Origin of the sequence: Paenibacillus sp. FSL R10-2736, from assembly GCF_038000245.1 — a bacterium.
In the GTDB taxonomy this organism is placed as follows: Bacteria; Bacillota; Bacilli; order Paenibacillales; family Paenibacillaceae; genus Paenibacillus_AQ; species Paenibacillus_AQ phytohabitans.
In genome coordinates, this window is the sequence record NZ_JBBOBN010000001.1 from 2,341,529 (window position 1) to 2,362,046 (window position 20,518).

General features: G+C 53.2%; 17 protein-coding genes, 1 pseudogene and 1 riboswitch. Of the genes and pseudogenes, 13 read left to right on the forward strand and 5 right to left on the reverse strand.

Going from position 1 to position 20,518, the window contains the following annotated elements; genetic code table 11:
- Positions 1-1,098 carry a GerAB/ArcD/ProY family transporter gene (locus NSQ73_RS09790; RefSeq protein WP_340986280.1) on the forward strand — a complete coding sequence of 366 codons (1,098 nt, stop codon included), beginning with the start codon at positions 1-3 and terminating at the stop codon, positions 1,096-1,098.
- Positions 1,099-1,111: 13 nt separating this feature from the next.
- On the opposite strand, the gene NSQ73_RS09795 is transcribed toward NSQ73_RS09790, so the two are convergent.
- The 3 genes from NSQ73_RS09795 to NSQ73_RS09805 all read right to left on the reverse strand — a co-directional run bounded on the left by NSQ73_RS09795 (position 1,112) and on the right by NSQ73_RS09805 (position 4,183).
- Complete coding sequence (locus tag NSQ73_RS09795) at positions 1,112-1,327, reverse strand: hypothetical protein (RefSeq protein WP_076243372.1); 216 nt, start codon at positions 1,325-1,327, stop codon at positions 1,112-1,114.
- 147 nt (positions 1,328-1,474) lie between these two features.
- Positions 1,475-2,491 (reverse strand): ABC transporter substrate-binding protein, encoded by a 1,017-nt coding sequence (locus NSQ73_RS09800; protein WP_340986282.1) that lies wholly within the window; start codon positions 2,489-2,491, stop codon positions 1,475-1,477.
- Positions 2,492-2,593: 102 nt separating this feature from the next.
- Positions 2,594-4,183, reverse strand: a complete 1,590-nt coding sequence (locus tag NSQ73_RS09805) for a helix-turn-helix domain-containing protein (protein ID WP_340986283.1) — start codon at positions 4,181-4,183, stop codon at positions 2,594-2,596.
- 146 nt (positions 4,184-4,329) lie between these two features.
- Between NSQ73_RS09805 and NSQ73_RS09810 the strand changes: the two genes are divergently transcribed.
- The 6 genes from NSQ73_RS09810 (at position 4,330) to NSQ73_RS09835 (ending at position 9,432) form a co-directional block, all read left to right on the forward strand.
- Complete coding sequence (locus NSQ73_RS09810; protein WP_039301636.1) at positions 4,330-4,689, forward strand: (2Fe-2S) ferredoxin domain-containing protein; 360 nt, start codon at positions 4,330-4,332, stop codon at positions 4,687-4,689.
- 113 nt (positions 4,690-4,802) lie between these two features.
- Positions 4,803-5,612, forward strand: coding sequence for a GNAT family N-acetyltransferase (locus NSQ73_RS09815; protein WP_340986284.1), 810 nt, complete (start codon positions 4,803-4,805; stop codon positions 5,610-5,612).
- 44 nt (positions 5,613-5,656) lie between these two features.
- Complete coding sequence (locus tag NSQ73_RS09820; protein WP_340986285.1) at positions 5,657-6,388, forward strand: SDR family NAD(P)-dependent oxidoreductase; 732 nt, start codon at positions 5,657-5,659, stop codon at positions 6,386-6,388.
- A 117-nt stretch (positions 6,389-6,505) separates the two neighbouring features.
- Positions 6,506-6,661, forward strand: coding sequence for a hypothetical protein (locus NSQ73_RS09825; RefSeq protein ID WP_340986286.1), 156 nt, complete (start codon positions 6,506-6,508; stop codon positions 6,659-6,661).
- 115 nt (positions 6,662-6,776) lie between these two features.
- Positions 6,777-7,934, forward strand: coding sequence for an AI-2E family transporter (locus NSQ73_RS09830; protein ID WP_039301649.1), 1,158 nt, complete (start codon positions 6,777-6,779; stop codon positions 7,932-7,934).
- Between the two features lie 19 nt (positions 7,935-7,953).
- Entirely contained in the window at positions 7,954-9,432 is a 1,479-nt protein-coding gene (locus NSQ73_RS09835) for a carboxylesterase/lipase family protein (RefSeq protein WP_340986287.1), read from the forward strand.
- Between the two features lie 428 nt (positions 9,433-9,860).
- Here the strand turns inward: NSQ73_RS09835 and NSQ73_RS09840 are convergent, their stop codons facing one another.
- The gene (locus NSQ73_RS09840) at positions 9,861-11,039 is read right to left on the reverse strand and encodes a PstS family phosphate ABC transporter substrate-binding protein (protein WP_340986288.1); all 1,179 of its coding nucleotides are present in this window, start codon (positions 11,037-11,039) and stop codon (positions 9,861-9,863) included.
- Positions 11,040-11,266: 227 nt separating this feature from the next.
- Positions 11,267-11,415: riboswitch (FMN riboswitch) on the forward strand.
- Positions 11,416-11,544: 129 nt separating this feature from the next.
- Between NSQ73_RS09840 and NSQ73_RS09845 the strand changes: the two genes are divergently transcribed.
- On the forward strand, positions 11,545-12,516 hold the full coding sequence (locus tag NSQ73_RS09845) for a DMT family transporter (RefSeq protein WP_340989248.1): 972 nt from the start codon (positions 11,545-11,547) through the stop codon (positions 12,514-12,516).
- 204 nt (positions 12,517-12,720) lie between these two features.
- Here NSQ73_RS09845 and NSQ73_RS09850 read toward each other — a convergent pair whose 3' ends face one another.
- A complete protein-coding gene (locus NSQ73_RS09850; protein WP_340986289.1) occupies positions 12,721-13,896 on the reverse strand; it encodes a hypothetical protein in 1,176 nt (391 codons plus the stop codon).
- A 186-nt stretch (positions 13,897-14,082) separates the two neighbouring features.
- Here NSQ73_RS09850 and NSQ73_RS09855 point away from each other — a divergent pair, with 186 nt between their 5' ends.
- From NSQ73_RS09855 to NSQ73_RS09875, 5 genes and pseudogenes are all read left to right on the forward strand, one after another.
- Positions 14,083-14,742 (forward strand): stage V sporulation protein AA, encoded by a 660-nt coding sequence (locus tag NSQ73_RS09855; RefSeq protein ID WP_076243365.1) that lies wholly within the window; start codon positions 14,083-14,085, stop codon positions 14,740-14,742.
- A 2-nt stretch (positions 14,743-14,744) separates the two neighbouring features.
- Positions 14,745-15,170, forward strand: coding sequence for a stage V sporulation protein AB (locus tag NSQ73_RS09860; protein WP_039301666.1), 426 nt, complete (start codon positions 14,745-14,747; stop codon positions 15,168-15,170).
- A gap of 1,298 nt (positions 15,171-16,468) precedes the next feature.
- A pseudogene (locus NSQ73_RS34940) lies at positions 16,469-18,079 on the forward strand (spore germination protein); the annotation flags it as partial.
- Between the two features lie 193 nt (positions 18,080-18,272).
- Positions 18,273-19,607, forward strand: a complete 1,335-nt coding sequence (lysA, locus tag NSQ73_RS09870) for a diaminopimelate decarboxylase (RefSeq protein ID WP_042138658.1) — start codon at positions 18,273-18,275, stop codon at positions 19,605-19,607.
- Positions 19,608-19,747: 140 nt separating this feature from the next.
- The gene (locus tag NSQ73_RS09875; protein ID WP_039301672.1) at positions 19,748-20,179 is read left to right on the forward strand and encodes a peptidylprolyl isomerase; all 432 of its coding nucleotides are present in this window, start codon (positions 19,748-19,750) and stop codon (positions 20,177-20,179) included.
- Positions 20,180-20,518 lie beyond the last annotated feature (339 nt).

Consider the following 20,518-nt stretch of genomic DNA (forward strand, 5'->3'; position numbering starts at 1 on the left):
ATGAGAAAAGAAGCGATCGGCCCCAGTCAGCTTTTTGCCTTGATTGTGCTGTTTGAGCTTGGAACGGCGCTGGTTGTACCCGTGGGCCTGGAGAGCGGGCATGCGGTCTGGCTCTCCATCCTGATGGCGCTCCCAGGGGGCATTCTGCTTTATCTGGTGTTTACACATCTGTATCAGCAGTTCCCGGATCTGATCATCAGCGGTTATGCCCGTAAGATTCTCGGCCCCTGGATAGGCTGGGTAGTAGGCCTGCTGTTTCTCCCGGTGCTGCTCTATAACGGCTCCAGAAATCTGCGTGAAGCGGGGGATCTGTTAATTTCAGCTTCATACGACAAAACTCCGATTCTTATTATTGATTCCATCATGATTATTGCGGTAATGTACATCCTGAGTAAGGGAATCGAGGTATTCGCCAGAACGGCGGAGATTTTCTTCTGGATCATAATCGTCATGGGATTGATTTGTATTTTTATTGTCATTGCTGCCGGACTGGTGGAGCTTAAGAACCTGTTTCCAATTCATATCAATGATCTCTGGGAGGCTCTGGGCTCTGCCTACCCTAACATTTGGATTTTTCCGTTCGGGGAGGTCGTGTGCTTCACGACTATACTTCCGCACTTTAACAAATCAAGGAAGATTAAGAAAACCGGCATCGTGGCCATCACCTTAAGCGCCTGTCTGCTTAGCTTCACCCATGCCATTGAGATGGGAGTGCTCGGAGAGAACCTCTACAGCCGGACAACCTTTCCGATGTTTACCACCATCACACTCGTGAATGTAGCCAACTTCATCCAGCGTCTGGATGCACTTGTTATGCTTACACTCATTATCGGGGTGTTCTTCAAGATGACTGTTTATTGCTATGCTGCTGTGGCCATAACTGCCGATCTCTTCAAGGTCCGCGATTCCCAAAAACTGGTGATTCCGGCGGCGGTGGTCATGCTGTTCAGCTCTTTCGTCAGTGCAGAGAATTATCCGGTGCATATGAGTGAAGGGAAGGTTTTTCTGGAGAATATCCTGCCGGTATTCTGTGCGTATATTCCTGTTCTGCTGTTTCTTGTTCACCGTATCCGGCGCAGATTCGGCCTATACCGTTAAGTTTCGCTGGAGATTAGCGGCTGCGTTTGAGGGCGCCGGCGACAACCTGGATTAAAGGGAGTGCCAGGAAGATCACCACACAGATCGTTTCCTGCAGTGTGGTTGTGGCAAAGATTACCGAAAGAGAATGCAACGATGCACTCACGCTGATTCCTGATAAGACATCAACCAGTGTGAGCATTAGCAAGGTGATGACGGCTAACAGGACATAAATAGCGAGAATTTTCATGGGCGATGCTCCTTAGGCTCCGCAAGCTGATTTGCCGGTTCCGGCAGGCGGGCTACAGGTATTATCTCCATTTATGGAAGGAGTAATCAGCAAAAAAAGCTGCCGGGAGCCGGTTAAGGCTGCCCAGACAGCTTCAGGAACATTCATTTATTGCCCCGAAGTCAGCCAGTCCGCAAGCTCTTCTGTCTGTGCCAGAACGGCGATCGGATCATAATACCAGGAACGTTCTTCTTTCCATACATAGATGTGTCCGTTCTTGACAGCAGGCAGGCTGCCCCAGATCGGATCTGCCTGGAAGTCTTCTACAGTCTGTGTATTATCGGTCACAACGAGAAAATCACCAGCATATTTGCCCAGTGTCTCGGCGGATAATTCTGCCCACTGCTTCTCCATTATTTCAGCAGCCACTTCGGTTGGCGGCTTCCGTCCCAGTGCCTGATAGACCGGCTGTCCGCCCCGTCCGAAGTTGTCCCCATATACCCAGGTGGACTTGTCGGCATGCTCCAGGATGCTGAAGGTGGCCTCAGCGGGAATCGCTGCATCCACACGGGCCTTGGCTGCGGCGATACGCTTATCATAATCTGCCAGCCAGTCTGTAGCTTCCTGCTCTTTGTCCAGCAGCTTGCCGAAATAAGTCAGCTCCGCGTGGGCATCCTTCAGATCACCGTACGGCACAATGACGGTAGGGGCAATCTGGCTCAGTGTTTCATAGCTGTCGGCATTGCCGGAGATGATGAGGTCCGGGTTCAGGGCGATAATATTCTCCGGTGACATCTTTCCGTAAGTGCCGGTATCGGTGACTCCGGTAAGTGATTCTTTGAAATACATATTCTCCAGCGTCAGTCCGGGAGCACCCACGGGGATTGTATTCAGAGCAATCAGGCTGCCCAGATACTCTTCGGCAACAATCCGCTGCGGTGCTGTCGGCACTTCAATATCTCCATTTACAGTTGTTACTGTTTTGAAGGCGGGAGCTGCGGTTGCGGCAGGAGTCTCCGGCTGCGGGGACGAAGCAGGAGCTTCTGTAGCATTAGCAGCAGCAGAACCGGTGCTATTATTGGATGTGTTGTTTCCACAAGCTGAGGCAAGAAGCGTCAGTGCCAGCAGCAACGGGAAGATGATCCATTGTTTCCGGGAATTAGGGCTTGAATACGGTTTTTTCAAGATGTATGCCTCCTTATGTAGAACGATTATCATTCTCAATAACACTTTACAGATTTTGTCCTGTTTACACTATGGCTGAATGTGATGTCCGGCTATGTAAATTTATGATGTCAGCGCCTGCAGGAGCACCCTGAGCTGGGCTTCGGAAGAGAGCGGATCAAATCCGTAGAACATGGCAGGCTGATTCAGGAAATAGATTCTGCTGCCGGAAGCGGACGCCTGATTCTGCTGTACTGCACGATGAAGAAAGGAACGGAGCGGCTCCCGCATCTCGGCCGTTCCGGCGCTGCAGGTAATAAATATATGATCCGCGGGGTAGCCGGCGACGTCACTGAAGGCAACCTCCAGATAACCTTGGCGGAGGAGTCCCTCGCTTACAAGGCTGCTTGGGGGCCGGAAGCCCAGATCATTATACAGAATCTGAGATCCGTGGCCATAGCTGCTGCTGAAGCAGTATGCAGCGTCCCTGCCAATCTCCCAGACGACTGCGGTTCCCCGGGGACCGATCCGGCGGTTGAGCTGTTGGTTGGCCGCGTGGCATTGTTCGTCATAGACATTCAGCCAGGCTTCCGCCTGTGGTCTGCGGCCGGTGACCTCTGCAATCAGCCGGAATTGTTCCCGCCAGTCCATTTGCATAAAGGGGATTTCAATAACCGGAGCTAACGACATCAGCTGCTTATTCTTGTCAGGCAGGGAGTAGCTGATAATCACATCCGGCCGGGCAGAAGACAAGCGTTCATATAGACCTGTGGAGCTGCTTCCTTCATTTAGCAGCTTATGCTTGGACGGAATAGGCTGCAGCCTCTCCATCCAAGCCGAATATACTCCGAGCCGGGGAACAACCTCAAGCGCCTGCAGGCTGGCCGTGTGATTGAAGTTCAGCGATACAACGGATTTATTCTTGCTGTGATAGGCTGCAGGAGAAAGGCCCACGACCTGTTTGAACTTGCGGCTTAAATAGGTGCCTTCACCATAACCGACTTCAAGTGCCAGCGTGCTCAGATTCGGGGCTCCTGTCAGAATGCGCTGCTGGGCTTTGCGGATGCGCAGCAGTGTTACATATTCATTAAAGGTCTGACCGGTGGATTTGCGGAAAGCGCGGGAGAAGTGCTCCGGGGTAACTCCGGCAAGCTCTGCCGCCTGCCCTCTCGTTAAGTCCTCATTATAATGGGATTCTATATATTGCAATACACGGTCCAGCCAATGAAGCACCGGCTCCGTATTCTCAGCAGCGCTGTGATACAGCTCAGTGAGCAGTTCTGTGAACAGCTGCTGCACTGCAAAAGGCTGATGCTCTTCCGGCTGGCTCCAGCTGCCCAGCAGCCGCGACGCCACCGCGCAAATACGGGGCGCACAGCTGCGGAGCGGTACACCGTTGTTCAGCGGGCTGGAAGGATGGCTGGTGCCGGAGAGTGTGATATATTCGATCCACACCCCCTGCAGGTTATGGCTGTGCTGCAGGATGATGTGTGCGGAGCTGTCACAGCACAAGGTACTGCCGCTGGACACACGGGTAAGCGCTCCATCCCACTCCATCGTTGCGCTGCCTCCGGTAACTATAATCAGCAGGGAAGAGAAGGGCGGGCTGGAATTTCCCCGGTTAGAAGCGGCTTTGTCCAGTGCAGCAATCCGCACCGGGACATAAAAACTATGAGGATAAGGCAATGAACTGCCGGTAGGTGGTTTATGCATGTTCAGAGTCACTCTTTTCTTGGGTGATAATCATTCTCAATACAGTATAACAGTCTTTCCCCCTATTGACGATCCTCTGATTGGTAAGTAGAGTTTAGGGAGACAGACAAACAGGGTATTGTTGTACTAGAGGGGGCGGGAATTCCATGACGACCTGGAATCTGCAAGGGACGGTCAGCCATCTGCTGATCTGTAACGGAAGCGACTGCAAGAAGCATAAGGGGGAAGAGGTCGCTGACGCGATAGAGGATGAAATCGGGAAGCAAGGGGCAGATAGCCTGATTCATACTACAGTAACCCGCTGCAACGGAAGATGTTCGGATGCGTGTGTAGTCATCTCATATCCGGAAGGCGTATGGTACAGGGATATCACCCCCAAATCAGCCAAAAGCCTGGTACGCAAGGTGCTGAAGGGTGAACGGCTGGAAGAGAATGTTCTCTACACTTATGATGAAGGACTGAAAGCCGCAATTGAAAAAGGGGCAAAGGGTAAAAAGAAGAAATAAAATATGAAAGAACAATGCAGTCCTCCACTGGAAAATTTTCGGTGGAGGATTGTTTATTTTTGTCAGACGGAGGATTATGATGGATAGAAAAGATAGAGTAAGGGGGAAGCGGGATGTTTGTGGATTTCGAGCCGGATGACCGTGTGCTGCACAGCGAAGCGTTCTTACAGGAAGAGGTGGAATATAATCTCCTTCACCTTATCACCGGAAACCCGGAATCGCTCCGGATCAAGACAGCCGAGGATCATCTGATCTTTGCGCACACGGAGGGGCATAACCCCTGGTTATGGATTGCACCGGAGGTAGGTGCAGATCAGCGCAGAGCCCTGGTTCGCCAGCTTGTGGAGCGGCTGAAGGGCCACGGATTGTCAGGGGTTAACGGGACTAAGGAGACAGGCAGGCTGTTTGCAGAGGCTTATTGTGAGAATACAGGCAAGCTGTATCATGACCATATGATCATGGAAGCCTATCATTGCCCGCAGGTGAAGAAGCCCGCTAATGTCAGCGGTAAGCTGCTGCAGGCAGATGCTGGCTATATCCCGGTCATTGCAGACTATTTGGCCGGCTTTGTGAAGGATGCGTTCGGCACCGAGAATGCATCTGAGAATTTCCTCGGCTACGCAAGAGATATTACGGAATCGGGCAAGCTCCGCCTGTGGATGGTACAGGATAGGCCCGTGTCCATGGCGAATCTGGCCCATCTGTCCTCCAGACATGCCCGGATTAATGAAGTGTTCACTCCGCAGGACTGCCGTAAGCAGGGCTATGCCAGTGCTGCTGTAGCAGAGCTGTGTGCTGAGCTGCTGGGCAAGGGCATTACTCCTATGCTCTATGCCGATGCTGCAAACCCGGATTCCAACAAGGTCTATCAGTCGATCGGTTTTGAGCGGACCGGCAGTATTGTTGATTTGCGGTTTCAGTAAGCCGGTTCTTCCGGTGGAGAATACAGGTGAGGGAGTGTCTAAGAATGCTGCAGGGAATGAAAATAATTGTGACCGGGGCCGCTTCGGGAATCGGTAAGGCTATCGTAATGCTTAGTCTGCAGGAAGGTGCTGAAGTGATTGCCTGTGATCTGGATGGCCGGGGGCTTGAGGAACTGAAGGCCGAGGCGGGTTCGGATAAGCTCTGCTCCTTCCGGGTGGATGTGAGCAAATACAGCGAGGTGGAGCAATTCTTCGCATACATACAGCAAGAACATGCTGAGGTTAACGGTCTGGTCAATAATGCAGGCATATATCTGGGGCGCAGTCTGCTGGAGTATACCCCCGAAGATATAAGTAGGGTAATGGATATCAATATCAAGGGATATGTCTATTTCTCGCAGGGCTTCGGGCGCCTGCTGTTGGACAGGAAGCAGACAGGCGTCATCGTCAACATGGCCTCCGTCTCCGGTCAGGAAGGCAGCTCAGATGCTGTGTATGGCTTGACCAAGGCAGCTGTTCTCGGCTTGACCAAAAGCTGCGCCATGAACTTTGCCCCTCATATCCGGGTGAATGCTGTTGCCCCGACGATGACCAGCACTCCGATGATGGGGCATATCCCGGCCTGGAGGCAGCAGGAATATCAGGAGCATCAACTAATCCTGGAACCGCTGCTGGCAGAGGATATTGCGGATACGGTGGTGTTTATGCTAAGCCGCAAAGCGAGAGCATACACCGGGGCGACGTTTGATATTAATAATGGCTGTTATTTGCGCTGAGCCGCTGGCCTTCTTACCGGAGCTGCGGGAGGGCTGGATGACAGCCTGAATTGCAGGGATATTATCTGTCGGCTCAGGTGGTGCATCACGACCTGCCTGCAGCGATCCTGACAGAGTGTGAACCGCATTCCCTTTGTTGTAATCCGCTCCATTTCAGATCATGCGGATGAGGATAGCGTAGAAGCTTTTGAGAGCAATGTTGAGACGGTTTCGCTGAACTCCCTGGCTTTGGTGGAATGTCTGCTGGTCGGCCTGCAGTCTTCACTGCACTAGAGCTTTTTTGGCGGGGCAGAAAATTTGACTTGCAGCCTCCGTGTTGACTATGCTAATACAAAGTGCAATTAATCACACTTATATCGTAAGTGTTGCAGCAGGGGGGCGGCAGTATATGGATAGACGTCAGGTCTGGCCGGATAAATTCAAAAAGTTTTTTCTGAATAACAAGTTTGTCGTGGGGCTTTTAATTGCGTTACTGATTGGTGTTACCGTGCTCGTATTCTCCAAGATTCCGTTTATATTCAAACCGTTGTCAGTGCTTCTGCATACAGTGGCAGCGCCGCTGCTTCTCTCGGGAGTTGCTTATTACCTGCTGAATCCGCTGGTTGACCGCCTGGAGCGGAGAAGCAAGGTGAAGCGCGCTTACGGAATTGTTACGATGTACCTCGTAATAGCCGGAATTATTACACTGATCCTGCTGATGGTTATTCCGATTATCCGTACCCAGCTGATGGGGCTGATCGACAATTTCCCGATATACAGCGCGCAGATTCAGGAGGAATTCCTACATCTGACGGGCAGTGAATTTTTCGGAAAGATTCAGGAAAGTGTGGGTACGGATCTCAGTGATATCACCGGCAAGGTGACTACCTGGGGCACCTCGTTCATCAATAATGCCGCCAGTGGCGTAGGCAGCTTTGTAGGCACTTTGACAGAGATTGTCCTGGCAGTGGTGACTACGCCGTTCATTCTGTTCTATCTGCTGCGCGATGGCAAAAGACTGCCCGACTACCTGATGCGGTTCATTCCTACTGCACTGCAGCCGCAGTCCCGGATGGTCATGCAGGAAATGAACAGTCAGGTGGCATCCTACATCCGCGGGCAGATTATTGTCAGCTGCTGTATCGGTGCATTGCTCTATATTGGTTATCTGATCATCGGGCTGGAGTATTCCCTGGTACTTGCTATCGTTGCCGCTTGTACTGCGGTAGTCCCTTATCTGGGACCAGCGATCGCGATTACGCCTGCATTGGTGGTAGCCATGGTAACCTCGCCGTTTATGCTGCTCAAGATGGTGATTGTCTGGACTGCCGTCCAGCTGATCGAAGGGAAGTTTATCTCTCCGCAGATCATGGGTAAAACGCTGAAGATTCATCCGATCACGATTATTTTTGTAATTATTTTTGCCGGTAAAATGTTCGGGGTACTGGGCATCATTCTCGCGGTACCGGGTTATGCCGTACTCAAAGTAGTGGTTACCCATATCTTCCAGTGGTTCCGTTTCCGCTCCGGACTCTATAAAGTGATTGAAGAAAAAGCTGAGGAATAAAGCGAAAAGGATGAGTGTAATGACAGGACAATTAGTGACTACAGCCTATGGGCAGGTGCAGGGAGAACAGAGCGGCGGAGTGAATGTCTGGCGCGGAATCCCGTTTGCTGCCCCTCCTGTCGGAGAGCTGCGCTTTCGTGCACCGCAGCCGCCGGAACCCTGGAATGCTGTAAGGGAGGCGAAGGAATTCGGCCCGGTCAGCCTTCAGCCGGTAAGTACCAGCGGTACGCGCTTTGGCGGCAGCAATCCGGTGTACTCTGAAGATTGCCTGTACCTGAATGTCTGGTCACCTGCAGCAGCGCAGGAGGATGCCCTGCCGGTCATGGTCTGGATTCATGGGGGCACCTTTGTTACCGGTGCCGGCAGCCAGCCGATGTTTGACGGTGCCAACATGGCGGCAAGCGGCCGGGTTGTGCTTGTTACGGTGAATTACCGGCTCGGTCCGCTAGGATTCATGCATCTGTCCCCGCTGGGCGCGGGGCTTGGCTCCAATCTTGGACTGCTGGACCAGATTGCCGCGCTGGAATGGGTGCGGGAGAATATCGCCGCATTTGGCGGTGATCCCGGGAATGTTACAGTGTTTGGGGAATCAGCAGGCAGCATGAGTATTGCCGCGCTGCTGGCGATGCCGGCGGCCAAGGGGCTGTTCTCGCGTGCAATTATGGAGAGCGGTGCGGGGCAGAGCCTGAGCGGTCAGCAGGGGGAACAGATTGCGGCAGCCTTCCTGGCAGAGCTCGGTCTACAGCCCGGCGGTGACACGCAGCTGCTGCATACACTGCCCGCGCAGCAGATCATGGAAGCGGCCGGACGGATGGCGTACAAGCTGTCCGGGAATTCGCTGAGCATGTATTTCCAGCCGGTTATTGAGCCGCTGACCTTGCCGGTAGAACCTGCGCAGGCGGTACGCGAAGGAGCGGCAAGCGGCATCCCGCTGCTGATCGGGACGAATCTCCATGAAGGCAATCTGTTCTTCCGTGAAGGGCAGGCAGGCGAAAGCTTCGACCGCTCACTCAAGTCGCTGGAGCTGCTGATGGGCATCGAAGACCTCTCAGAGCTGACCTCCGATTACAGCAAAACCTGGGAAGGGCAAGCTGAAGTGCTGACCGATCTGTTCTTCTGGGCCAGCTCCATTTCGTTCGCGGAGAAGCAGCTGGATCACGCTCCGGTCTGGATGTACCGGTTCGACTGGACCGTCACCGGCCATCCGCTGCTGGAGAAGGCCATACACGGAGCGGAAATTCTCTACGTGTTCAACAACCTGCCGCTGCTGAAGCAATACGGCCTGACAGTTACGCCTGAGATGGCAGGTGTGGCCGAAGCGATGCAGAGAGCCTGGACCGCCTTTGCTCACTACGGTGATCCGTCTGCACCGGAACTCGCATGGCCGCAGTACACACCGGAGCAGCGTGCTACGCTGCTGTTCGATCAGGTCTCGCGTGTAGTGAACGATCCGGACGGAGAGAAGCGCAGACGGATTTTTGAGCATTACGCAGGGTGAACGCGGCTCTTGATTTCAAGAAGACGCGACATACCGGAATGAGGAGCAGGAGTGCCCCTGAATTCGCCGCAAGTGGGCGGGAAGAGGGAATGAGGAGCAGAAGTGCCCCTGAATCCGCCGATAGTGGGCAGGAAGCGGAAATGAGGGGCAGAAGTGCCCCTGAATTCGCCGAAAGTGGGCAAGAAACGGGAATGAAGGGCAGAAGTGCCCCTGAATTCGCCGAAAATGGGCGGGAAGAGGGAATGAGGAGCAGAAGTGCCCCTCATTCCGCAGAATTGGCCCAACTACGGCAAAGATAAGTACTTTATTGATCATGAAAAGAGCAGCAGCCCTTACCGGAGAGTCTGGTTCCCCGGCAAGAGGACTGCTGCTTTTTAGGTTGAGTCTCACCGCAAGCCACCGAATAAGGAATGTGCAGCCCGCAAAAGTTAGTTCACCGGGGTATAACCCGTCTTCTCGACCAGCTCCTGTCCCTCCGGGGACAGAATCCACTCCAGAAATGGCTCAATATTGGGGTTGGTGCTTCCCGCAGTTACCGCGTAGAACTCTGCTGCGAAGGGGTACGCCCCGCTGCGGATGCTCTCCTTGGCGGGAGGTACGCCCCCGATCTCCAGCAGCTTAATCTCATCGCTGGCGTTCATCTCCGAGGCGTAGAACAGGAAGCTGAAGCCGAGTGCATTATTGTAATTGCGGTAGCTGGCGGTCAGGCTGATAATCCCGCTCATGACGTCTGCAACATTCTCCTTCGGGGGGCTCATCAGCGTCCGGTCCTCCATGATTTTCTCAAGCATGGTCTGGCTGCCGCTGTTCTCGTCCCGTTGAAACGCCCGGATGGACGCCTTCTTGCCGCCGACCTGCTTCCAATTCGTCAGTGTGCCGGAGTAGATATCCTTCACTTGCTCAGTGGTCAGTCCGTTAACCGGGTTGCGCTTGTTGACAAAGAAGACGAATGCTTCACGTCCTATAGGGGTAAGCTTCAGCTCACGGCCTGCCAGCTTCGCCTGCTTGGTCTGGGCAAGAGAGGGGGCCGCAGCAAAGATGATATCCGCATCTCCTTTAATCAGCCGTTTGTAGGCTTCGGTGGTGGTGGTACATAACACGAGATCATTACCGACCTCGTAAATGCTGTGATTATACGTATCAGGCGGATACACGGCTTGGGCAAAGGCGGAATACAACGGGTAAAGCGCAGTTGCGCCGTCCAGCCGGGGCATTTGTTCCTGAATATGATAGGCTGCCTTTTGATCCAGACTGGCGGCTTTGGTATTTACTTCAAAAGGTGCGTACTGGAACAGATTGACCTCCTGCTCCCTTACTTCGGCAAGACTGTTCACATAAGCCTGCCTGATCTCATGACCTGCTACGCTCAGCAGGCAGATTCCGGCAAAAGCCGCGAGCGCGGTCAGGCGGAACCGTTTGCTGAAGAGTTCAAAGATAGAGATTACAGCGAATACTGCAAGCCCGGCCGAAGCGGCGAGGACGAGCGGTGCATAGAACAGCATACCTACGGTAAATGTAGCCATGATATAAGCAATGAAGCCTATGATTGTGATGACGGCCAAGGCAAGGATAGAGAATAAGAGCTTGGTTTCAAATGATCTTTTCACAGCGTCCTCCGTTAGGGTTACTATAATATGGATAAAAAGTGTATTCGTATCTTATTCTATAACAAGGCTCCGTTTCTGCCAAACTATGCAGTTCGTGTAATTACGAAATGATGCATTTTCTCATAAAAATGATCGTACGATGAAAAAAATGCGTATATTTTCATAAAAAGGCTAGACGAATTCATGAAACGGAGTTATCCTGAGATTGTGAAAAAAATAACAGAATACAAGATTCTCGGGGTAAGGTGAAATTCCTGACCGGCGGTGATGTTCCAAGTGAGCTAAGCCCGCGACTCGTTACTCTTTTACTAGGGAAAGCGACTGATCTGGTGACAATCCAGAGCCGACGGTAAAGTCCGGATGGGAGAGGATCATAAGGTAAAGGCAGCGGGTGTATTCCCTGATGTCTTTATTGATAATGGCCCCCGGTGTTTGCCCTGTTTACAGGTGACGCGGGGGCTTTTGGTCTCTTATCGAGGGTTTGTATCGACAAGGAGAATGAATGATGAGTAATGTATCTGCTTCATCTCAAGGAGTCCGTACCGCACCGCTGCGCAGCGGATTCTGGCTGGTAGTTCTGGGGGCAGCCCTATGGGGTGTTGACCCGCTGTTCCGTATTATCCTGCTGAAATCCCTGACCTCTTCACAGATTGTCCTGCTGGAGCATGTTGTGCTCTTCCTGGTTGCTGCACCTGTAATGTGGCGCCAGCGCGCAGAACTGAAGGGGATCCGCCTTCGTCAAGCCGGGGCCCTGCTGGTTGTGTCATGGGGAGGTTCGGCCATAGCTACAATCCTGTTCACCAAAGCATTGTCCAGCGGAGATTTCAATGCTGTATTGCTGCTGCAAAAGCTGCAGCCGCTCTTCGCCATTGGTCTCGCCGCTGCTATCCTTAAAGAACGCCTGCCTAAGAATTTCGCACCGCTTATCATTGTTGCACTATTAGGCACTTACCTGCTTACCTTTGGCTGGACGATTCCATTCGGCCATGTGAACAGCTTCATGGGTGTAGGCAGTCTAATGGCGCTGGGCGCCGCCGCATTATGGGGCGGGTCGACTGTCATGGGCCGCTATCTGCTGGGTTCCATGAAATATGAAACGGTAACTTCCCTGCGCTTTATTCTGGCTTTGCCGCTTTTATTCGTGATCACCAGCATGGAGGGAGCTCCGTGGCAGATTACCGGCGGAATCAGCGGTTCGGCCGCTGTTGCCATTAATCTCCTGCTGCAGGCTCTGCTGCCCGGATTGCTCAGCATGCTGCTCTATTACAAGGGCCTGAACACAACTAAGGCTTCTGTAGCCACGCTGGCTGAACTCAGCTTTCCGATGACAGGGATTCTGATTAACTGGATTGTATATCACCAGCTTGTGACTCTGCCGCAAATTATCGGCTTTGCGCTGATCTGGACGGCGCTGTTCTTTATTTCGAGCCAGCAGAGCCGTCAGGGACATCAGGCTGAGCTTATCAAACAGAATTAACAACGGATAGCCGCAGCCTGAGGGGACGACCCCAGGGTTACGGTATCACCAAAAGAGGATGTTCCCGCGAGCCGCAATGGCCCGGGACATCCTCTTTGTTTTTTGTAGGGCTGATGACTCAAATGTGCGAGTGAACCGGACTTAGTCCGTTTGGCCGGCTCCCCCTGTCCGGCATCCGGAGAGGGGCTCGTCCTGCTGCCGTTATTACTGCTGCAGGTATGGGGTTATTACGATGGTGTTATAACCCAGCTGCTTCAGCTGCGCCTGTGAGATGTACAGCCTGTTTCCGGAATTGAAGCTGTTCGCAGGGGTAAGCTTTACACTCTTGCTGGCGCTTGTGATCTCAAAGCTGTAACCGGCAGAGGGATCGTTTAAGTGGCCCCGGTCCTCAGATTCAATGCTCCACCCGAGCGCGGCAGCGAGCGGCTTCACCGGAATCCAGTCTTGTCCCTCCCTGGAGAATACGGTAGATACATCGGCGTTCTGTCCGTCCAGACTGACACTGTATTCGTATGTCATGGAGACAGGAATCTCGATGACCGGCAGGTCTTTCAGCACTGTATCCTGCGGCAGCGCTGTTTCCGGTCTGGAGGAGGGGGAAGCGGGAAACAGTGTTTCGAGTTCGCTGTAGTCAGTGATCAGCCGTGACGTTCCGCTCTTCAGGTCATAGACCCAGGGCAGGCGCTGCGGCTCGTTTTTTACATAATAGATGATTCCCTTACTAAGGTTCCGGTTGTACATGCTGCCCTTCAGCAGTTCATGCCGTTCCCCGGTGGACGGATCATAAGTACTGATCACATTCTGTTTAGCAGCTTCATTGTACCCGCTCTCCAGCAGCGTGTGCTGGTTCAGCCAATAGGCGCTGTAGTATCTCTGAGTGGAATAATATACCGAGACGGCACCTGTCTTCATGTTTTTAAGATAATAGTCATGGTATTTGCCGACATACCCGCTGCCCATCGGAGAATTTGGCATCAAGAGGTAACGTGAGCGCTCCAGATATCCCCAAAGCCCGTCCGGAGACAGAGTATAAGCGGTTTTGCGCAGAATGGATTGACTCCGGGTATCGTACACATAACTTTGCTCCGGATCATCAGTTCCCGTTAACTTCAGGTCATCACCGCCATAATTCCGGAAATAATGAAAATGCTCCTGCCATTTGGCGTAGGTTCCGTCCGGTTGTCTGGCAATGACGGCATCGACAAACTGGTTTCCGTCCACTTGGCCCGCCGAATAGAGCTGGACGCCGCTGGTTTTGCTGATATACGAATCATAATAATTAATTTCTTCTGCGGCATGTGCTGTAAGCGGAGCAGCGAATGCCAGTAAAATAGATGCGCTTATAGCCAGATGTAATGATTGATGCAGCACTCTTTTCATAACCTTTCATCCCCTCTATGTAAATAACTGTTAATATAGACGGCCGTAGTAACGAAAGGTTTCGGATGCCCGGCTCAATAAATATGAATTACAGGGTTAAAGAGTAAAAATAAACCTTTTCTCCCATACTACCGTTATTCTTGCATCTTCAGCTGCTTCACACTACAACCTTAGGAGGCACCGCCAATGGACAATCCTCACCCGGCTCCCGCCATTTATATACAGCTCAAAAACCGGGTAACCGTGCCCAAAGGCAAAGGTGTGATGCTGCGCGATGTAGCTTTTCTGATCACCGAGCCGGAGTGGCGGGAGCCGCTGTATTCACTGCTGCTGCTGCAGCCGGAGCAAAGTGACGGCAATCTGATTCTGATTGATCTGCTGACGGTGATTCCCCGGATTCATGAGCTGCTTCCGCATGCGGATATCCAGCCGATTGGCGAAGGGCGGACGATTGTGCAGATTGAAGGCCCGGCAACGGCAAACAAACCTTCCATAGCTTTGTTTGTGCTGGTATGGCTGCTGTTGTTCTTCGGCTCGGCGCTGACGATCATGAATTTCCATGCCGATGTCAGCATGCAGGAGGTGCAGATCCGGATTGTCGAGATGCTGACCGGCCGCAGGGATGAGCATCCGTATGTATTCCAGATCGCCTATTCGCTGGGCATCGGGCTGGGGATGGTGATTTTTTTCAACCATTTGTTCAAAAAGAAATGGAACGAGGAGCCGACACCGCTCGAAGTGGAGATGTTCCTGTATCAGAAAAATATCGACCACTATGTCGTCAACGAGGAATACAGCAAAATGAAACGCCGCGGAGATGATACATCGGGACGCAGGGGGGAGTGAGCATGACTGCACAAATATCGCTCGGACTTAACCTGCTGCTCGGCATTGCCGGAGGAATTGCTGTCGGCGGCGGGGTAATCGCTCTTTTTATAGTGCTTGATATGGTACCCCGGCTGGCGCAGCTGACCTCCTCCTACGATAAAGTGCACTGGTATGAAGGGGCCATGGTCGGGGGTTCGCTGCTGGGCACGATGAGTGATTTCTGGAACTGGAAAATAACCGCAGGCCCGCTGATAGAGCTGGGGGTCGGACTGTTCGACGGAGTATTCATCGGTATGCTGGCCGCTGCGCTGACGGAGGTACTAAACGTACTGCCGATTCTGGCCAAAAGACTGCATATGACACATATGTTGTTCGGGCTGCTGATGGCTATGGTATGCGGTAAAGTGGCAGGTTCATTGTTCGACTGGTTTGTATACCGACAGTAAAAGGAGGCTACGGGGTGGTTAGGTATATTCACAGCGGTGATCAGGTGGAAGACGATAAAAAGCATGGCAAGCCGGAGCAGCAAAAGCCGCCGCAGCATGAAGGACAGGCTGCACAGCAAAGTGTTGCAGACGGGGGCCAACGGCAGGATGAAGGGTTAGCTGCACAGCGGGATGGTGCTGACAAAGGTCAATCGCAGGGTGATGCGCAGGCTGCACAGAAGAATGGGGCTGATAGAGCCCAGCCGCAGCAAGAAGGACAAGCTGTACATCAGGCTGATGCAGACGGGGGACAACCGCAGGAGGCGGAGGTTTCAGGTGAGCTGGGAGCTGTTACCCGGCCGATAGAGGGCGGTGCGGAAATCCGTTCCGGCATGGATGCGGGTCCGGGCGCAGAAGGCAGGCCCTCTGAGGCCGAGCCTGCCGGTAGCAAGGCAGCGGAAGGCCGTGAAGCCGGAGACGCAGCGGATAGCGCGGCTGCAGGCAGCACAGCGGCGGACAGCCATGAAACAGGAGGTGCAGCAGATAACGAAGCTTCCGGCAGCACCCCGAAGGACAGCAGCGCAGCCGGAGACGATTCGGATAGCCAGGAGTCCGGGGGTGGCGTCAAAGGATTTTTGAGCAGCTTGTTTGGAGATGATGCCGGACCGGGACAGGGAGCCGGAGCAGACTCCGGTGACGGACAGAATCAGGATGCTGAAGCTGCGGACGAGCTTGGCCAGCCGCAGGGAGATTCCGCCTCAGCTGGACAAGGAGATAAAGCTGCAAACGGAGCGGAATCTGGTGAGGATAGCGGAGCGGATCCCGGTGCGGATATCGGAGTGGATTCCGGAGCAACCGGTTACGGGGACCACGATTTACAGGCTTCCGATGGAGCAGGTACACCGGATCAGGAGGGCCCGGCCAAACCTGATCAAGGCAGCCCGGATACAGAGAAGACTACCGCCCAGGGAGCAAGTGGCGGCGATGAGGACAAGCAGGAAGCCGAGGGACCCGCAGCAGACGATGGTGCAGGCGCAGCTTCAGCATCCGGCGAAGACAACCCGCCAGCTCCGGCTTCGGGCAGCCAGTCACAGGATACGGAGACATCAGACGAACTGGGTGCGGAGACACCGGAGAAGAGCCACAAAGGATTTTTTGCCAGATTATTCGGAGATGATGAAGAACCTGAGGAAGATGAGCAGAACGCTTCTGGAGCGGATAAGGGTGAAGAGGGATCGTCCAGGCAGGCACAGAGCGGGGGTTCCTCAAGTAATGACACAGACAAATCTGGAGCCCCTCAGAAGGCCGGGGATCAGTCCGGCAGCAAGGCTAAGAAAGCCAAGTCCAGTCAAGGGGCGGACTCCGCCGGCAAGCCCAAAGATCTGCAGCAGCAGAAACGCGACAATGAACGTTCTGACTCTCTGGAGGAGTCTATTAAGTACTGGCAAGGCAATGATAAGGTATCGACCAACCTGGAGGATACCAAAAAAACGCTGACCGAAGTCATGGGCCTGGGTTCATCCTTTGATATCGTCTTCAGGGAAATGTCCTTTGGGGGCCGGCGCGTTGCGCTGCTCTGCATCAGCGGGTTCGCCAAGGATACCATTATTGACGAGATTCTGAAGCGCCTCACCTATCTGACCCCGGACAATATATCTACCGATGTGTTCGCCAGCTTCATGAGCGAATATATTCCCCATGTCCAGGTAGAGAAGGGCGAGCTGCTCAGCGAGAGCATCAATAAGGTCTTGTCAGGCATGAGCGTGTTCTTCATCGAGGGCGAGAGCCAGGTTATTATCATGGATACCCGTTCGTATCCTTCGCGCAGCCCGGATGAGCCTTCGATTGAACGGGTCGTCCGCGGAGCGCGCGACGGCTTCACAGAGACGCTGCTGAGCAACGTGGCTCTGGTCAGAAGACGGATACGCGACCCGGGGCTGAAATACGAGATGCATCAGATCGGACGCCGGACCCGGACCGATGTCTGCGTAGCCTATATTGACGATATCGTCGACAAGACTCAGGTGCAGGCCGTTACCGATAAGCTGAAAAGCGTTGATATCGACGGGATTCCCCTTGCTGACAAACAGCTCGAGGAGGCCATTGTCGGCGGCGGATGGAACCCGTATCCGCTGGTGCGGTACTCGGAGCGGCCGGATATTGTGGCCTCCCATCTGCTGGAGGGCAGAGTGGTGGTCTTCGTGGATACCTCGCCGAGTGTCATGGTTCTGCCGACGACGTTCTTTGATCTCTGCCAGCATGCGGAAGAGAACCGCCAGACGCCTTTTATGGGAAGCTATCTGCGCTGGGTGCGCTTCATCGGGATCTTTGCCTCAATGTTCCTGCTGCCGCTGTGGATGCTGCTGGTCCTTCATCCGGAGCTGAAACCGCCGATGCTGGAATTTATCGGTCCGCAAAAGACGGCGAAAATCCCGCTTATCGCCCAATTCCTAATCGTTGAATTAGGGGTGGATCTTCTGCGGATGGCCGCCGTCCATACCCCGACACCGCTCGGCTCGGCGATGGGTCTGATTGCTGCGATACTGGTAGGTGACATCGCCGTGCAGACCGGTCTTTTTGTCAACGAGGTGGTGCTCTACATGGCAGTGGCCTCCATCGGGATGTTCGCAACGCCGAGCTATGAGCTGGGGCTGGCCAACCGGATTGTCAGGCTTGCGCTTCTGCTGGCGGTGGCCGCATTCCAGATTCCCGGCTTCATGATCGGGACAACGCTGCTGGTGGTGCTCTTGACTACACACCGTTCCTACAATTCTTCGTATTTGTGGCCGTTTATACCGTTTAATGCAAAAGCAATGGGTGAAATCCTCCTGCGCCAGCCGGTACTCAGCTCCAAAACAAGGCCTTCCTTCAACAAAACACGGGATAATACCCGGATGCCGCCTAAGCAGGAGAAGGAACACAAATCGTAGGAAAATACAAATCAACTGCAAATTAGTCCATTCTATGGAGTTCCCTCTGTCTGCTATACTGAATACACTAAACAGCCCCGCAATAAAGTGGAATTCCTCTCCTGAGGCCACACTTTAAGGAACGCTGCGGGGTTCTGTAACATATACTAGACAGGGTGGAACAGATATTCCACAGAAATTGGAGGACTGCGCAATGTTTTTACACGGGACGAGCCGAATTAACGATGCAGGGCATTTGGAAATCGGCGGATGTGATGTGACAGAATTGAAAGCGGAGTATGGTACCCCGCTATATATAGTGGACGAGCAATTGGTCCGGCGCCGCTGCCGCGAGTACATGGACGCTTTTACAGCTTCCGGACTCGGTTTCCAGGTTGCTTACGCCAGTAAGGCTTTCTCAACGATGGCCATGTGCCGGTTGGCGGATGAGGAAGGACTCTCGCTGGATGTTGTTTCCGATGGTGAGCTGTATACCGCGCTGCAAGCCGGCTTCCCGGCAGAACGCATTCACTTCCACGGTAATAACAAGACTCCGGATGAGATTGAAATGGCGATCGATGCAGGCATCGGCTGCTTTGTAGTCGATAACCTGGTTGAACTCAGCCTGCTGCAGGCGATTGCTGCCCGCAAGGAAGTAACGGTTAATATTCTGCTCCGGGTTACTCCGGGCGTAGAAGCGCATGCCCACCATGCCTACGCATCGACCGGACAGACGGATTCCAAATTCGGCTTCGATATCGGCAACGGCTCCGCGCAGGAAGCGGTAAGACAGGCAGACGGCAAAGCCAATCTGAACCTGCTTGGCGTTCATTCCCATATCGGCTCGCAGATTTTTGAGACAGAGGGCTTCCAGCTTGCAGTTGAGCGGATCGCCGAGTTCACCCGCAAAGTGAAGGAAGAGCTGGCCATCAGCTTCCCGGTCGTCAATCTTGGCGGCGGATTCGGTATCCGTTATGTGGATGGAGATACTCCACTGCAGGTTTCCGAGTATGTTGCAGCTATTACGGATGCAGTGAAGACGCATTTCGCCGGTATCGGCGATGGGCTGCCGCAGATCTGGGTTGAGCCGGGCCGCAGTATCGTAGGCGATGCCGGTACGACCTTGTACACCGTAGGAACAAGCAAAGAAATTCCGGGTGTGCGCAAATATGTTGCCGTTGACGGCGGAATGACGGACAATCCGCGTCCGGCGCTGTATGAATCCAAGTACGAAGCCGTGCTCGCAAGCCGCGCGACTGAGCCTAACGAAGAGACCGTATCCATCGCCGGCAAATGCTGCGAGAGCGGGGATATGCTGATCTGGGATGTAGAGCTGCCGAAGGTTGAGAGCGGCGATCTGCTCGCTGTTGCCTGCACAGGCGCCTACAATTACTCCATGGCCAGCAACTATAACCGTATCCGCCGTCCGGCGGTAGTCTTCGTACAGAACGGCCAGAGCGATCTGGTGGTCCGCCGTGAATCGCATCAGGATATCGTCGCTAATGATATTGTGCCGGCACGTATTGCCAAACAGACCGTTACGAAATAAACCTTAACCGCTGTGCAGGCAGCGGGGCAGTCAAACAGGGCAGGCGGGGATCGTTCCCGCTTGCTTTGCTTTGTGCCCCGTTTCATAGTAAACTAATAAAAGTGTTCTATATTTGTCATTTCGAAAGGGGTCATTTACATATGGCTAAGCAAGCGAAAATTACACTCGAAAACGGCGGTGTCGTGCTGATCGACTTGTTCGAACAGGATGCGCCTAATACTGTAGCAAACTTTGAGAAACTGGCTAAAGACGGATTCTACAACGGACTGTTGTTCCACCGTGTAATTCCAGGTTTCGTAGCTCAAGGCGGCTGTCCTAACGGAACAGGCTCCGGCGGCCCTGGTTATACCATCAACTGCGAAATTAACCCGAACAAGCATGAGCGCGGCTCCCTGGCTATGGCCCATGCGGGTAAGAACACAGGCGGAAGCCAGTTCTACATCGCTTATGCTCCACAGCCTCACCTTGACGGAGTACACACTGTATTCGGTAAAGTGGTTGAAGGTATGGACCAAGTCGATGCTTTCAAAGGCCGCGACAAAATGGCTACCGTTGAAGTAGTAGAAGTATAATACAAGCATCGTCAAAAGGGCTGTCTCACAAGAAGAATTTCTTCTGAGGGGCAGCCTCTTTTTTATGAAAGAGTTATATGTTGTAGAGACCCCGGAAAGTACACAGACTGGGTCCATCATGGTCTACTGAATGTACAAAAGAAACTTCACCTTGATTAACAATGGATGGTCGCACTTCCATTTTGTCAAAGAGAGGTTTCTTTTTGATTTTTAAAAGATTGATACAATTCCCGCTTAAACAGCGGAGAGGACGGAACGTCCACCCAAGTGCTCACGTTAATCCTACTCCAAAATAAAGAGCTGTCCCAAGCAGCCATATCATGGCTTTTGGGACAGCCT